This is a genomic window from Clostridium boliviensis (assembly GCF_033342255.1).
Lineage (GTDB): Bacteria > Bacillota > Clostridia > Lachnospirales > Lachnospiraceae > Lacrimispora > Lacrimispora boliviensis.
The window spans coordinates 124,027-138,656 of sequence record NZ_JAWONS010000133.1; the positions used below are offsets into that span (position 1 = coordinate 124,027).

Annotated in this window: 13 protein-coding genes; all 13 read left to right on the forward strand. The window is 45.0% G+C overall.

Features of this window, described 5'->3' with window-relative positions; all coding sequences use genetic code 11:
- Positions 1-4 precede the first annotated feature (4 nt).
- The 13 genes from RZO55_RS09595 (at position 5) to dnaB (ending at position 14,378) form a co-directional block, all read left to right on the forward strand.
- Entirely contained in the window at positions 5-976 is a 972-nt protein-coding gene (locus tag RZO55_RS09595; protein ID WP_318064053.1) for a succinylglutamate desuccinylase/aspartoacylase domain-containing protein, read from the forward strand.
- A 37-nt stretch (positions 977-1,013) separates the two neighbouring features.
- A complete protein-coding gene (locus RZO55_RS09600; protein WP_318064054.1) occupies positions 1,014-3,221 on the forward strand; it encodes a DNA topoisomerase III in 2,208 nt (735 codons plus the stop codon).
- 165 nt (positions 3,222-3,386) lie between these two features.
- Positions 3,387-4,361 carry a LacI family DNA-binding transcriptional regulator gene (locus RZO55_RS09605; RefSeq protein WP_318064055.1) on the forward strand — a complete coding sequence of 325 codons (975 nt, stop codon included), beginning with the start codon at positions 3,387-3,389 and terminating at the stop codon, positions 4,359-4,361.
- Between the two features lie 51 nt (positions 4,362-4,412).
- Positions 4,413-5,528: a phosphate/phosphite/phosphonate ABC transporter substrate-binding protein gene (locus RZO55_RS09610; RefSeq protein WP_318064056.1), complete on the forward strand. Its 1,116-nt coding sequence runs from the start codon at positions 4,413-4,415 to the stop codon at positions 5,526-5,528.
- A gap of 78 nt (positions 5,529-5,606) precedes the next feature.
- Positions 5,607-6,365 carry a phosphonate ABC transporter ATP-binding protein gene (gene phnC / locus RZO55_RS09615; protein WP_318064057.1) on the forward strand — a complete coding sequence of 253 codons (759 nt, stop codon included), beginning with the start codon at positions 5,607-5,609 and terminating at the stop codon, positions 6,363-6,365.
- On the forward strand, positions 6,362-7,183 hold the full coding sequence (gene phnE / locus RZO55_RS09620) for a phosphonate ABC transporter, permease protein PhnE (RefSeq protein WP_318064058.1): 822 nt from the start codon (positions 6,362-6,364) through the stop codon (positions 7,181-7,183). The genes phnC and phnE (RZO55_RS09620) overlap by 4 nt, the downstream gene beginning before the upstream one ends.
- Positions 7,184-7,193: 10 nt before the next feature.
- A complete protein-coding gene (gene phnE / locus RZO55_RS09625) occupies positions 7,194-8,003 on the forward strand; it encodes a phosphonate ABC transporter, permease protein PhnE (protein ID WP_318064059.1) in 810 nt (269 codons plus the stop codon).
- Between the two features lie 4 nt (positions 8,004-8,007).
- A complete protein-coding gene (locus tag RZO55_RS09630) occupies positions 8,008-9,537 on the forward strand; it encodes a bifunctional metallophosphatase/5'-nucleotidase (protein WP_318064060.1) in 1,530 nt (509 codons plus the stop codon).
- Positions 9,503-9,853 carry a P-II family nitrogen regulator gene (locus RZO55_RS09635; RefSeq protein ID WP_318064061.1) on the forward strand — a complete coding sequence of 117 codons (351 nt, stop codon included), beginning with the start codon at positions 9,503-9,505 and terminating at the stop codon, positions 9,851-9,853. The genes RZO55_RS09630 and RZO55_RS09635 overlap by 35 nt, the downstream gene beginning before the upstream one ends.
- Positions 9,854-10,018: 165 nt before the next feature.
- On the forward strand, positions 10,019-10,417 hold the full coding sequence (locus RZO55_RS09640; RefSeq protein WP_318064062.1) for a LytR/AlgR family response regulator transcription factor: 399 nt from the start codon (positions 10,019-10,021) through the stop codon (positions 10,415-10,417).
- 108 nt (positions 10,418-10,525) lie between these two features.
- A complete protein-coding gene (locus RZO55_RS09645; protein WP_318064063.1) occupies positions 10,526-12,586 on the forward strand; it encodes a DHH family phosphoesterase in 2,061 nt (686 codons plus the stop codon).
- Positions 12,586-13,032, forward strand: a complete 447-nt coding sequence (gene rplI / locus RZO55_RS09650; RefSeq protein WP_097004634.1) for a 50S ribosomal protein L9 — start codon at positions 12,586-12,588, stop codon at positions 13,030-13,032. The genes RZO55_RS09645 and rplI overlap by 1 nt, the downstream gene beginning before the upstream one ends.
- Positions 13,033-13,043: 11 nt before the next feature.
- Positions 13,044-14,378 carry a replicative DNA helicase gene (gene dnaB, locus RZO55_RS09655; RefSeq protein ID WP_318064064.1) on the forward strand — a complete coding sequence of 445 codons (1,335 nt, stop codon included), beginning with the start codon at positions 13,044-13,046 and terminating at the stop codon, positions 14,376-14,378.
- The last annotated feature ends 252 nt before the right edge of the window (positions 14,379-14,630 follow it).

A 14,630-nucleotide genomic window follows, 5' to 3' on the forward strand; every position in this document is an offset into this window, starting at 1 on the left:
TAATATGTTTCAGACAGGAACCATGAAACTGGAATCCGGTAAGCGGTTGAAAGGATTACTGCAGGTTGAAAACCATGATTTAAAGCTGCCCGTCTGCGCAGTGTGCGGCTGTAATGAGGGACCGGTGGTTCTTATAACAGCCGGAATACATGGAGCGGAATACATCGGAATACAGACAGCCAGAGAATTGTCTAAGGAGCTTAACCCGAAAGAGTTAAACGGAACCATAGTGTTTCTCCTTGTGGCAAATCCCCAGGCAGCATTTTCCTATACCCGGCTTTTTGTCCCGGAAGACGGGAAGAATTTAAACCGGGCATTTCCTGGAAAAAAAGATGGGAGTCTTTCCGAAAAAATTGCTTATACCATAGAGCATGAGCTTCACAGCCAGGCAGATTATTACATAGATCTCCATGCAGGAGATACCCACGAACAGGTAATGCCTTTTGTGTATTATCCAGGAGTAGCAAAAGAAGAAGTTATGGAAAAATCCAGAAAAATGGCTGAGGCCACAGGAATGGAGATCCGTGTTAAGTCCTCCGCAACTACTGGTTCTTATAATTGCGCAGCGATCGAAGGAGTTCCGGCGATCCTGATGGAACGGGGAGGAGGAGGCAGCTTTACAAGTGAGCAGCTTGCTTCCTATAAACGCGATGTAGTTAATGTCCTTTCGGCTCTTGGCGTTGTAAGCAAAGACCGGGGAAAAGAAAAAAATACTATACAAAATGAAGTAATAAATGCAGTCTACACGGATTCTCTGGCAGAAGGCTTCTGGCATCCGGCGAAACAGCCTGGTGAGCGCTTTTTAAAGGGAGAGCTTTTGGGAATAGTGGAGGATGTGTGGGGAACACCCCTCCAGCTGTGTCATGCCGAGTATGACGGAATCGTATTATATGAGACGACAGCTATGGGAGTGAGGGAAGGAGATTCCCTGATTGCTTATGGGGAATGCCGCCAGTTGTCAGAAGTCGCCCAATGAGCTATAATAAAAAGAGAAATGCCATTGGAGGAATAGAATGAAATCTTTAATTATAGCAGAGAAACCGTCCGTTGCCCGGGATATCGCCCGGGTACTTCATTGTACAAAGAATCAGGGAGGCGTTCTGGAAGGAAATGCCTATGTGATCACCTGGGGATTAGGCCATTTAGTCACTTTGGCAGACCCGGAGGATTACGATCCCAGATATAAGGAATGGAAGATGGAAGATCTCCCCATGATGCCGGATCAGTTTAAGCTTGAGGTAATAAAGCAGACCGGTAAGCAGTACAGTGTGGTGAAAAAGCAGCTTCACAGAAATGATGTGGGGGAAATTATCATCGCAACCGATGCGGGCCGGGAAGGCGAACTGGTAGCCCGTCTGATTCTTGAAAAAGCAGGAAATAAAAAACCGATTAAACGGCTTTGGATCTCTTCTGTCACAGATAAAGCCATCAAAGAAGGCTTTGCCCGTTTAAAAGACGGTCATGAATATGATAATCTCTACGATGCAGCCATGTGCCGTGCAGAAGCCGACTGGCTGGTGGGAATCAACGCAACCAGAGCTCTGACCTGCAAATACAATGCCCAGTTAAGCTGCGGGCGTGTGCAGACACCAACCATAGCCATGATAGCAAGGAGAGAGGAAGAAATCAAAAGCTTTGTGCCAAAGTCTTATTACGGCATTACTGCAAAGGCTTCCCAGCCGGCGCTGACATTTATATGGCGGGATGAAAAGTCGAAAAGTTACCGTTCTTTTGACCGGGAACGGTTAGAAGGGTTATTAAAGCAGATGAACTCCCGTAAGGATGGTGTAATTACCGAGGTAAAAAGCACTCCGAAAAAAAGTTTCGCTCCCCAGCTGTATGATCTGACTGAGCTTCAGCGGGAGGCAAACCGGAAGTTTAACTATTCTGCGAAAGAGACCCTGAATATCATGCAGAGACTGTATGAGAATCATAAAGTACTGACCTATCCAAGAACAGACTCCCGTTATTTAAGTGCAGACATTGTCCCTTCTATCAAAGAAAGGCTGGAGGCCTGTGGAGTAGGACCATACAGGAAACTTGCAGGGAAATTATATAACGTAAAGATTGAGGCCAGGTCATATTTTGTAGATGATAAGAAAGTTTCTGATCATCATGCAATTATTCCCACGGAACAGTTTGTCCAGCTGGATCATATGACTATCGACGAGAGAAGAGTTTATGATCTAGTTGTGAGAAGATTTCTGGCAGTTTTATACCCTCCATTTGAGTATGAGCAGACAGAGCTTGAGGTGATGCTGGGAGAGGAAACTCTCGTTGCAAGAGGAAAGACGGTAAAGGCACCAGGCTGGAAAGAAGTCTATGAAGCCCCGGACCAAGACGAGGATGAAGAGGTGGAAGTAAAAGAGCAGAATCTACCTTCTGTGAAGAAGGGCGATCTGGTAAAAGGAATTACCCTGCTGCTGACAGAAGGAAAGACAAAGCCACCGTCTCCATTTAATGAAGCAACTTTGCTTACCGCCATGGAAAACCCTGTATCTTATCTTGAGACAAAGGACCGGGATATGGCAAAAACCCTGGGAGAAACCGGTGGTCTTGGGACCGTGGCAACCAGGGCGGATATCATTGAGAAGCTCTTTTCCAGCTTCCTTCTTGAGAAAAGGGGAAAAGATATTTTCCTGACCTCAAAGGCAAAGCAGCTTCTGACTCTGGTTCCGGATGATTTAAAAAAGCCGGAGCTGACTGCTGACTGGGAGATGAAGCTGTCTGCTATAGCGGCTGGAAAACTAAAGCGTGGTTCCTTTATGAAGGATATCAGACTGTATTCAGAGAAATTAATTCAGATGATCAAGGCTGGGGAAGGAAGCTTCCGCCACGATAATCTAACTAATACCAAATGTCCGGTCTGCGGGAAGCGAATGCTTTCTGTTAAAGGAAAAAACAGTGAGATGTTAGTCTGTCAGGACCGGGAATGCGGACACCGGGAAGTAATTTCGAGAACCAGTAATGCCAGATGCCCGGTCTGTCACAAAAAGCTGGAGCTGAAAGGCAAAGGGGACGGACAGATCTTTGTCTGTAGATGCGGATATAAGGAAAAGCTGTCTGCTTTTAAAGACCGGCGTGCCAAAGAAGGTGCCGGAGTCTCTAAAAAAGATGTGGCAAAATATATGAACAATCAGAAAAAAGAGGCAGATGTACCGATCAATTCTCCTTTTGCAGATGCTTTTGCAAAGCTGAATTTAGACGGAGAAAAAGACTGACAGAGCTGATAGAATACCGGAGGGAAACTTAACTTTCTTTCCGGTATTTCTAATTATGAAAAGTTTTTTACATACTTTGGTAAAAGTTTAGTAAAATTTTACTTTGCTTATTGACGGTGACATAGAGTGTTATTATAATGAGTTTGAAAGGTGAGGATATAGATTATGGCTACAATTAAAGAAATTTCAAAGCTTGCGGGTGTTTCGGCTGCAGCAGTATCCCGGGTACTGAACCAGGATGATACCATTGCGGTGAGTCCGGAGGTAAAAAAAAGGATATTTAAAATTGCCCACGAATTAAAATATGTCCCACCCAGAATGCGTCACGCGCAGAAAAAGAAAGAGATAGTCATAGGAGTGGCTGACTGGCATATTATCCGCAAGGACAGGACAAACATCAGGCTTTCCTCCCTGGACTTAATTGTAAAGTCTATGTCAGGGAAACAGGAAGTCAGATTTTGCCGTCTTGATAAGAATCAGCCGGGCCAGTATGACGGGATTATGGCTTTCGGTGTTTTTTCCCAGGAAGAGATGGAGTTTTTAAGAATGCAGAGCTATTCCATTGTATTCATTAACTCAGATCCCAAGAATTATGAGTATGACAGCATTGTAATGGATTTTACAAAGGGAATCTGTGAGATGCTTGATTATCTTATGGTGCGGAAAAAGTACCGCTCTGTCGGGTTTATAGGTGGTCTTTATGAGGAAGGTCAGGTAAAGATCGGCTACCGGAGACTGGAGGGAATCCGGGCTTCTTTTACGGAGAGCGGCTATTATGAAGAAGATAATTTCTACATAGGAGACATTAGCCGGGAAAGCGGATATGAGCTGGCAAAGAAAGCCATTGAATCGGGTCATATGCCCGAAGCTGTTTTATTAGGCAGTGAAGAAGTTGCGGAAGGAGCTTTAGAAGCATTTCAGGATGCAGGACTTCGTGTGCCCAAGGATATAGCTGTGGTTATTTACAAGGACATTGAGACGATTGAGTCCAAATGGCCAACCTATACCAAAGTCCGAATGTTTCCTGATATTGTATGGCAGACAGCCATCAAGCTTTTGCTGGAGCAGATTACAGAAGGCCGGAAAGACAATATGACAATTTTTCTTCCCACCAAGCTGGAGGTGGGAGACAGCGCGTAATGCCTCATGATCCCAAGAAAAACCGATGAATCACACGAAAAGGAGAGCAGTATGAAAAAATCAGTTTCTGTATTAATGGCAGCAGCACTCTGTGCATCTTTGATTGGCGGATGCTCTGGCGCAGGCAAGACCGGAGCCCCGGCAGAGACAACCCAAACAGGGACAGAAAGCGCTTCTTCTGCAGCAGGAGCTACAACTGCAGCGGAGACAAAAGCAGAGAATAAGAAGATTGACAAGCTGAATGTTTATTTTGTACCTTCCAGAGAGCCGGAAGAGATCGTTACCGCTACGGAGCCTTTAAAAGGTCTGTTAAAGACAGAGCTTGGCAAAGAGGGATATGATATCGGCGAAGTGGTAATTACTGTAGGAACCAGCTACGAAGCAGTAGGGGAAGCTCTTTCTGCAGGCACCGCAGACATCGGTTTTATTCCAGGAGGCACTTACGCACTTTATGATGACGGCGCTGAAGTGATTCTTACTGCAACCAGAGACGGACTGAGCAAGAATTCCGATCAGGCAAAGGATTGGAATGACGGCAAGCCAACTGAGGCTACCACAAAACAGGCAACCTCCTACCGGTCACTGATTATTGCAGGACCTTCTGAAAAGGGAAAAGAGCTTGCAGCAAAGATTAACAGCGGTGAAGCACTGACCTTTGAAGATTTAGACGGAGCAAACTGGAGCGTTATGTCTTCTTCCTCATCAGCAGGATACATTTACCCGTCCTTATGGCTTCAGAAGAACTTTGAGAAGAACATTTTAAACCTCTCACATGCCGTTCAATCCGATTCTTACGGCAGCGCGTTTGCCAGACTGGCTTCCGGTCAGGTAGATGTTTTATGTACCTATGCGGATGCACGCAGGGATTATGAGGAGAAATGGAAATCTGAATACGGCAGAAGCGGATCTATCTGGGAAGAGACCAATGTGATTGGCGTAACCCCTCCAATCTTTAATGATACAGTCAGTGTAAGCAAGACTTCCAAGATCATGGATGACAGTTTCAAAAAAGCGGTTCAGACTGCAATGATCAATATCGGAAATACAGATGACGGCAAGAAAGTCATTGCTATTTACAGCCATAAGGGATATCAGGTGGCTAAGAGCTCCGATTATGATGACGAACGCGCTGCTCAGAAGATGATCAAGGAATTAAATGCGAAATAAATAATAAAACAGGCTGCGGAGGCGTCGTAAACGAAAAAAAGCGGCGCCTCTGTTTTTTACTGGGAAATGAGGGTATGTATGATTGAATTTAATCAGGTGGGCAAAACCTATTCCAACGGTTTTCAGGCTTTAAAAGACGTTAACTTAAAGATTGAGCAGGGAGAATTTGTAGCCATAATCGGTTTATCCGGAGCTGGTAAATCCACTCTTTTAAGAACGATTAACCGCATGCATGACATCACAGAAGGGACTCTTACTGTGGACGGAGTCAATGTCATGGGCTTAAGAGGCATGGCGCTGCGCCGCTTCCGCCGGAGAATCGGTATGATCTTCCAGTCTTTTAATCTGGTAACGAGAACACGGGTGATTAATAATGTTCTTATGTCAAAGGTACCGGACCTTTCGTTTATTAAGGCTCTTTTTGGTGTCTTCCCAAAGAAGGATAAACTGGAAGCGCTAGAGGCTCTTGATAAGGTGGGAATCCTAGATAAGGCGTTTGTCCGTGCGGACCAGCTCTCAGGTGGCCAGCAGCAGAGAGTGGCTTTAGCCAGAACACTGGCTCAGAATCCCCAGATCATTCTGGCAGACGAGCCTGTGGCTTCCCTGGATCCGGTTACGGCAAAACAGGTAATGGGGGATTTTTTAAGGATAAACAAGGAGATGAACATTACCATCCTCTTAAACATCCATCATGTGGATTTAGCCCTTCAGTATGCAGGCCGGGTGGTGGGAATCCGGGCAGGAAGAATTGTCTATGACGGTCCCGCATCGGAAGTAACCCAGGAAATTCTTGATGAGATTTATGAAGGGAAAGAAGAGGAGGAAGCAGCAGGATGAGTATTTATGACAAGGTATTTCCGCCGAAGAAAATGGAGCTTTCAAACGGAAAAACAGTCTTAAAGCCAGCTTCCAGACTTCCTTTCATTATGTTGATTCTGGTTTTCTTAACTGCTCTTTCCGTTAAGATTACAGGGTTTGATTTAGGGGTTTTACGGGAACGGGGAGGCCAGTTTTTTGTAATTCTTGGTATGATGGCTCCTCCGGAATGGGGCTATAGCACCCAGATCTGGAAACCTCTGTTTGATACCTTAAAGATGTCACTTCTTGGCACTTTCATCGGTGCCGTGACTGTTATCCCCTTTGCCATGGCGGCCTCTACTAATATTGTAAAGAATAACGCAGCAGTGGGAATTGTGAGGTTATTTTTAAGCATAGTGAGGACGCTTCCAACACTTGTTACAGCTTTGATAGCTACTTATGTGTTTGGACTGGGGACTCTGGCTGGAACGACAGCCATTGCCGTGTTCACATTTGCCTATATGGGAAAGATCCTTTATGAAGAGATTGAAACAGCCGATATGGGGGCATTTGAAGCAATGGAAGCTATCGGGGCTACAAAGGTCCGGGCGTTTGTCAGGGCTATCATCCCACAGGTACTTCCGTCTTACATATCAAATGGGCTATTCTGTTTTGAGGGAAATGTCCGTTACGCCGCTATTCTTGGATATGTGGGAGCGGGCGGCCTGGGGCTTATTTTAAATGAAAAACTGGGCTGGAGAGAGTATCCCAGTGTCGGCATGATACTGATCATGCTGTTTGTTACCGTATTTTTCATAGAGTCGGTGAGCCGTTACTGCCGCCGGAAACTGGTATAGGAGGCAGTGTATGAATAAACAGATTGAAAAGGCTTATGAAGAGCGTCCCAGGAATACCATATACCAGGTTACGGTGTCTGTGATTGTTCTGGCACTGCTTATCTGGTCCGGATCAGCAGTTGATGTCTCCAAAACCGGACTTTCCGGAGTACAGATTGCCGGAAATATTTTAAGCGGAATTTTTCATCCGGAGCCAAAACTTTTATTTAATTTTACAGCACAGGGAGTTCCGTATCTTCTTTTAGAGACGGTCTGTATTGCCTTTCTGGGAACGATTGTAGGCGCGTTTCTTGCAATTCCCTTATCATTTTTATCCGCTTCTAATTTGATGCCTGCCCCCATCGCTTATGTCACCCGTCTGTTCATTATGGCAGTGCGGACCATTCCCGCATTTGTATATGGACTGATGTTTATCCGTGTCAGCGGGCCGGGAGCATTTACAGGATTATTAACCATGTCCGTCTGTTCCATCGGAATGGTTTCCAAAATGTATATAGAGGCAATCGAGGATCTGGATACCAGAATTTTAGAATCCTTAGATGCCTGCGGCTGCAATGCCTTTCAAAAGATCCGGTACGGAATTCTTCCTCAGCTGATTCCGAACTTTGCTTCAACGGTAATATACCGGTTTGATATTAACTTAAGAGATGCGACTGTTCTTGGTCTGGTGGGAGCGGGAGGTATCGGTGCACCCTTAATCTTTGCCATGAACTCCTATCGGTGGAATGAAGCAGGGGCAATTCTGGTAGGACTAATCCTCCTGGTACTGATGGTGGAATATATATCCACCAAAATCCGGGTGAAGCTGGCAAGGGGGTAACTGATTGAAAAAACAAGTAAAAATTTATTATACATCGGATGTTCATGGGTATTTATTTCCGACAAGTTATGGAGATAAAAAGGAACGCCCCATGGGACTTTTAAACTGTATTTCCAATTTTGAAAAAGATGGCAATACGCTGATTTTTGATGGGGGAGATACCATATCCGGATCTCCCATGGCGTCTTTTCTTACAGAGCAGGCAGGTGATCTGCTGCAAAGTGAGCCGATGGCTATGGTGTACAATGCGGCTGGATATGATGCAGTTGTACCTGGAAACCATGATTTTAATTTTGGCTATGACCGGCTTGCCCACTATATGGGAAAGCTGAATGGTGTCTGCATTTGTGCCAATGCGAAAGACTTAAAGGGTGAGACAGGAGTTGTGTCCAGTCATATCTTTACACTGGAAAACGGGCTCCGTCTGGGGGTCAGTGGTATAGTTACCGACTATGTAAATATATGGGAGAACCCTTCACATCTGGAACAGATACAGATTACCGATGCATTTGAGGCTGCCAAGGAAGAGCTTTTGCGTTTAAAGAAGGAGTCTGATATTACAGTCTGTATCTATCATGGCGGATACGAAAGTGATCTGGAAACTGGTGCGGTACTGACAACAGGTAGTGAAAACATCGGTTACCGGATATTAAAAGAGCTTGATTATGATGTTTTGTTAACCGCTCATCAGCATATGACGGTTATGGGGAGAGACTGCTTTGGCACTCATACGCTGCAGCTGACAGCCAATGCCATTCAGTATGCATGCATTGAGATCTTGTATGAAGAGGATGCCTGCACGGTTACCTCCACCATTCTGCCGGCAGGTTCCTGTCATAAGCGTGATCCATATGAATCTCTGCTGCCATTGGAAGAGCAGGTGCAGAAGTGGCTGGACCTTGAGATTGGCAGTTTAAAGGAAGCTATTCCGGAAAGAGAGAAACTTGAGATGGCACTCAGGGGTAGCGGAGTGGCAGATTTTTTTAATCAGATTCAGCTGGCGTATACGGGCGCCGATATCTCTTGTATTGGTCTGGGCAATAATCCCATCGCCCTGCCTGCCCGGGTCACCATGCGGGATCTGGTAAGAGTTTATCCATTTTCCAACACTCTGGTAGTTTTAGAGGTTACAGAGGATATTCTAAAAATGGCATTAGAACGCTGCGCACAATACTTCACGGTAATGAATGGAGAGATTGCAATATCGGAGATATTTTTAAAGCCGAAGGTAGAGCATTATAATTATGATTATTTTGCCGGAATTGAATATGAGGTTGATTTGAAAAAACCGGAGGGGGAACGGGTGGTAAAGATCCTTTTTAAGGGAAAACCAATTCAGGGAAGGAAATTGAAACTGTGCATGAGCGATTACCGCGCCAGCGGAACCGGAGGTTATGAGGTTTACAGACAGTGTCCGGTACTTAAGCGGTTTAGCATAGAGGTTCCACAACTGGCTCTGGAGTATTTAAAAAATCATCCTGGTGCAGAAGTTGTCCCAAATGGCGGACTTGTTTTATATAACTCCGGGTTATAGGCCTGAAAAGCTGGAAGATATAAAAGAAATCATGGAAGAACTGAAATTAAACGGATTAAGTATTATGCAGGTTATGGGATGCGGAAACCAGAAGGGATGGACGGAATTTGTCCGGGGTGCAGAGGTGGATTATAATTTCCTGACCAAAATAAAAATAGAGATGTTTGTGGCGGACAATCAGGCAGAGCCTGTTATTGCTGCAATCATGAAGAGAGCGTATACCGGTGAATACGGTGACGGTAAGATTTTCATCTCCGATATACAGGATGCAGTCCGGATCCGAACCGGAGAACGGGGAGAAAATGCAATTAAATAGTACCTGAAATAAGGCAGTAAAGCCAGATACGCCGGTTTTACTGCCTTATTTATGTTAGAAACATTTTTTTATGGGAATGAATAGAATAGATCGGGTGTATGCCCATTGAAATATAAGAAAATTGTCGTTATAATAGACATATTTGAAAGAATCAGCGGAGGAGTTATGAACATCAGGGTTGTAGTTGTAGATAATTCAGAGGAACTATTGGTAAAACTCACAGGAATCTTAAAAGGTATGAGTGAGATAGAGCTGTGCGGCAGTTTTCCGGAAGCCATTGCCGCCATGCAGTATATCAGGGAGCATCCGGTTGATCTTGTATTTTCTGATATTGTTATGCCGGATATCAGCGGAATTACGCTGGCTTCCAAATTGTACGAACTTCCGGACCCGCCGGAGGTGGTGCTTTTATCCGGGATCCCGGGATTTTCACTGGAAGCATTTAAAATCCATGTATTTTCTTTTATTGTCAAGCCTTATACAAGAGCTCAGATCAGCAAGGTGATACAGTCATATAAAGAGACAAGGTTATCAGGTGAAGCTGCTGACCTTCAGGAAGGCTGAGATAGTCCGGATAAGCCCTGTTTTAGCTTTTTAATGGACGAACCCTGTATCCTATGTTATAATAAGAAGATAGCGAAAAAAGAACCTTTTTTCCATAAGGAGTCGAATATGAAAGAGAAGTTTAAAATAAAGGGACAGCTGGGGATCTACATGCAATGGCCTCTTTACTTAACCGGGCTTTTAATTGCTGCCAATGCAGTGATTGGCGCAGTCAGTACAAAGGCGGGGATTATTATGGCCCTGTTCACGCTGATCTACGCAGGAATTGCATTCTGGCTTTCTTTTTATAGAAGAAGACGTCTGTTAAGCGGCCTTGTGGAATTCTCAGCAGAGTACTCCTGGATGCATAAGCAGCTTCTGAATGATCTTGCGATTCCATATGCGATCGCAGATGAAGGAGGCAGGATTCTCTGGGGGAATGAAGCATTTTCCGCTGTTCTGGGAGAGGAAAAGCATATCAGGGCAACTGGGAAGAATCTCACCATTCTATTTCCTGAAATCACAAAAGAGGTATTAAATCTGGGAGATGGAGCTGCAGTACTTCACGGCACATGCAATGACAGGAAGTTTGAGATCTCGCTGAAAGCAGTTCATATGAAGGATACCTCAGAACTGATGGGTGATACGGCAGGCAGGGATCATGATGAACAGATGCTGCTGGCAGTTTATTTATTTGATGAAACAGAAATACTCAAATACAAACAGATGGTAGATGACCAGAAGATGGTAGCAGGTCTTATTTATCTGGACAATTACGATGAAGCGCTGGAAAGCGTGGAGGAGGTACGGCGCTCGCTGCTTACCGCTCTCATAGACCGTAAGATTACAAAATACATTGCGGGCATGAACGGAATTGTGAAAAAGCTGGAGAAGGATAAGTACTTCTTTGCCATCAAGCAGTGTTACATTGCAGAGCTGAAAGAAAACCGTTTTTCCATTCTTGAAGAAGTAAAGACTGTCAATATCGGAAACGAGATGTCAGTGACATTAAGCATCGGTCTTGGAATGAATGGAGAAAGCTATTATAAGAATTACGATTATGCCAGGATAGCCATCGATATGGCACTTGGGCGCGGAGGCGACCAGGCAGTGGTGAAAGATGGAGAGCGGATTCAGTATTATGGCGGAAAAGCGCCGCAGGTGGAGAAGACCACCCGTGTCAAGGCACGTGTTAAGGCTCATGCACTTCGGGAGCTGATGGAAACCAAGGACCGTATCTTAATTATGGGCCACCGTATGACGGATATCGATTCCTTCGGTGCTGCAGTAGGAATCTACCGGATCGCCACCGCCATGGATAAAAAGGCGAATATCGTTATCAATGAAGTTACCACCTTCGTCCGACCCATGAAGGACCGCTTTATGGGGAATTCAGACTATCCGGATGATATGTTTTTAAAAGGTGATGAAGCAGCAGAACTGGTAGACGCCAATACACTGCTTGTCGTAGTTGACGTAAACAGACCCAGCATTACCGATGAACCCCAGTTGTTGAGTCTGGTGAAAACCATAGTGGTACTGGATCACCACAGACAGAGCAGTGAGATCATTGACAATGCAGTTTTATCCTATGTGGAACCATATGCATCCTCTGCCTGCGAGATGGTAGCGGAGGTGCTTCAGTACATTGCAGACGGGATTAAGGTTAAATCTGCGGAGGCAGACGCACTTTATGCCGGCATCGTCATTGATACCCATAATTTCACCAATCAGACAGGTGTAAGAACCTTTGAAGCAGCAGCGTTTCTCAGGAGGAACGGAGCTGATGTGGTTCGTGTCAGAAAGCTGTTCCGTGACAATCTGGACGATTACAGGGCAAAAGCGGAAGCCGTTAGAGAAGCTGAGATATTCGAAGGAAGCTTCGCTATCAGCCTTTGTCCCTCTGAGGGGATTGACAGCCCTACCGTAGTGGGGGTACAGGCAGCCAACGAGCTCCTTGATATATCAGGGATCAAGGCTTCTATAGTCATGACAGAGTATAACGATACAGTTTATTTAAGCGCCCGTTCCATTGATGAGGTCAATGTTCAGGTGATGATGGAGAAGCTTGGCGGCGGCGGGCACAGATCCATTGCAGGTGCCCAGCTTGCTGGTGTAAGCATAGAGGAAGCAAGAAACCAGGTAAAAGCGGTTATTAAAGAGATGTTAGAGAAGGGAGACATATCATAATGGAAGTTGTATTATTAGAAGATGTAAAAGCACTTGGGAAAAAGGGACAGATCGTCAAGGTTAATGATGGATATGCAAGGAATTTTATTCTCCCGAAGAAACTGGGAATTGAAGCCACCACAAAGAATTTAAATGATTTAAAGCTTCAGAAAGCCAATGAAGCAAGGATTGCGGCAGAGCAGCTGGAAGCAGCAAAGGAGCTTGCAAAGAAGATAGAGGAATCATCGATTACCGTTACAATCCGTGCAGGAGAAGGCGGAAGAGCATTTGGTTCCGTATCAGGGAAAGAGATCGCCCAGGTGATATCCAGCCAGTTAGGATTAGATATTGATAAGAAGAAGCTGGTACTTCCAGAGCCGTTAAAGACCTTTGGTACTCATGAAGTTCCTATTAAGCTGCACAAGGATGTAACTGCAAAATTAGATGTTAAGGTATTAGAAAGCTAGGAGGCACAGGTATGGATGAGGCCCTGATCAAACGGATCCTCCCTCACAGCATTGAGGCAGAGCAGTCCGTCATCGGATCCATGCTGATGGATCGGGATGCGATCATTGCTGCTTCCGAGATCGTTACAGCAGGAGATTTTTATCAGCACCAGTATGGCGTCATGTTTGAAGCCATGCTGGAGCTTTTTAATGAGAATCTGCCGGTTGACTTAATCACCCTGCAGAACCGCTTAAAGGAAAAAGATGTACCCCCCGAGGTGTCCAGTCTGGAATTTGTCAGAGACATTATCACAACGGTTCCCACCTCTGCCAATGTAAAGTCTTATGCTAAGATTGTGCGGGATAAGGCAGTATTAAGACGTCTGATTAAGGTAAATGAGGACATAGCGAATACCTGTTATGCAGGAAAGGAACCGCTTGAAAATATTCTGGCATCTACGGAGAAGACCATATTTGACTTACTGCAGAACCGGAATTCCGGAGATTTCGTTCCTATCCGTCAGGTAGCCATGAATGTACTGGAGAAGATCGAGGAAGCGTCAAAGAATCAGGGAACTGTAACAGGAATTCCTACAGGTTTTATTGATCTGGACTATAAGACTTCCGGTCTTCAGCCCTCTGACTTTGTTCTGATTGCCGCCCGACCCTCCATGGGAAAGACGGCATTCGTTCTGAACCTGGTAGACCACATTGCTGTAAAGAAGGGGCTGCCCGCTATGGTTTTCAGTCTGGAGATGTCAAAAGAGCAGCTGGTAAACCGTATGTTAGCCATGGAGTCCAATGTAGATTCCCAGAAGCTAAGAACCGGAACCTTATCCGACAGTGACTGGGATGCAGTGGTAGAAGGAATCGGAGTAATCGGAAATTCCAAGTTAATCATCGATGACACTCCCGGTATTTCCATTATGGAGCTACGGTCGAGGTGCAGGAAGATGAAGCTGGAATATGGGTTAAGCATTGTAATTATCGACTATTTACAGTTGATGAGCGGAAGCGGAAAAGGCGGAGACAACCGTCAGCAGGAGATATCCGAGATATCCCGGTCATTAAAAGCCCTTGCAAGAGAGTTAAGTGCGCCTGTAATTGCATTATCCCAGCTAAGCCGAGCCTGTGAGACAAGGCAGGATCATCGCCCCATGCTGTCGGATCTAAGAGAGTCAGGAGCGATCGAGCAGGATGCCGACGTGGTAATGTTTTTGTACAGAGATGATTATTATAATAAAGATACGGACATGCCAAACATAGCAGAAGTCATCATAGCCAAGCAAAGAAATGGTCCGATTGGAACTGTGAATTTAGTATGGAGACCGGAATACACCAAATTCGCAAACATGGCCCGGCAATGAGCAGGATAGAAAAAGGGGGAGATCTATCCTGAGTGTTGTATAATAAATTTAGTGTGGTTGGAAGAAATGGCTGCTTTCTGGGAATGAATTAGATAAATCAGTATGTTATAAGAAAGAATATTTTCCTAATAACTCTATAGATGGGGTGTGGCTGAGCCCACTTAAAGAAAGCTAGAGGTAACGATTATTTTTGCTGTCCGAAACAATATAACAAGAAATCAGGGGAACTACTGATAAAAACTTATGTTTGGA

What these genes read in the sequence shown, in the direction of transcription:
- RZO55_RS09595 (WP_318064053.1), top strand. Translation starts at nt 5, where the DNA reads ATGTTTCAGACAGGAACCATGAAACTGGAATCCGGTAAGCGGTTGAAA.
- RZO55_RS09600 (WP_318064054.1), top strand. Translation starts at nt 1,014, where the DNA reads ATGAAATCTTTAATTATAGCAGAGAAACCGTCCGTTGCCCGGGATATC.
- RZO55_RS09605 (WP_318064055.1), top strand. Translation starts at nt 3,387, where the DNA reads ATGGCTACAATTAAAGAAATTTCAAAGCTTGCGGGTGTTTCGGCTGCA.
- RZO55_RS09610 (WP_318064056.1), top strand. Translation starts at nt 4,413, where the DNA reads ATGAAAAAATCAGTTTCTGTATTAATGGCAGCAGCACTCTGTGCATCT.
- phnC (WP_318064057.1), top strand. Translation starts at nt 5,607, where the DNA reads ATGATTGAATTTAATCAGGTGGGCAAAACCTATTCCAACGGTTTTCAG.
- phnE (WP_318064058.1), top strand. Translation starts at nt 6,362, where the DNA reads ATGAGTATTTATGACAAGGTATTTCCGCCGAAGAAAATGGAGCTTTCA.
- phnE (WP_318064059.1), top strand. Translation starts at nt 7,194, where the DNA reads ATGAATAAACAGATTGAAAAGGCTTATGAAGAGCGTCCCAGGAATACC.
- RZO55_RS09635 (WP_318064061.1), top strand. Translation starts at nt 9,503, where the DNA reads ATGGCGGACTTGTTTTATATAACTCCGGGTTATAGGCCTGAAAAGCTG.
- RZO55_RS09640 (WP_318064062.1), top strand. Translation starts at nt 10,019, where the DNA reads ATGAACATCAGGGTTGTAGTTGTAGATAATTCAGAGGAACTATTGGTA.
- RZO55_RS09645 (WP_318064063.1), top strand. Translation starts at nt 10,526, where the DNA reads ATGAAAGAGAAGTTTAAAATAAAGGGACAGCTGGGGATCTACATGCAA.
- rplI (WP_097004634.1), top strand. Translation starts at nt 12,586, where the DNA reads ATGGAAGTTGTATTATTAGAAGATGTAAAAGCACTTGGGAAAAAGGGA.
- dnaB (WP_318064064.1), top strand. Translation starts at nt 13,044, where the DNA reads ATGGATGAGGCCCTGATCAAACGGATCCTCCCTCACAGCATTGAGGCA.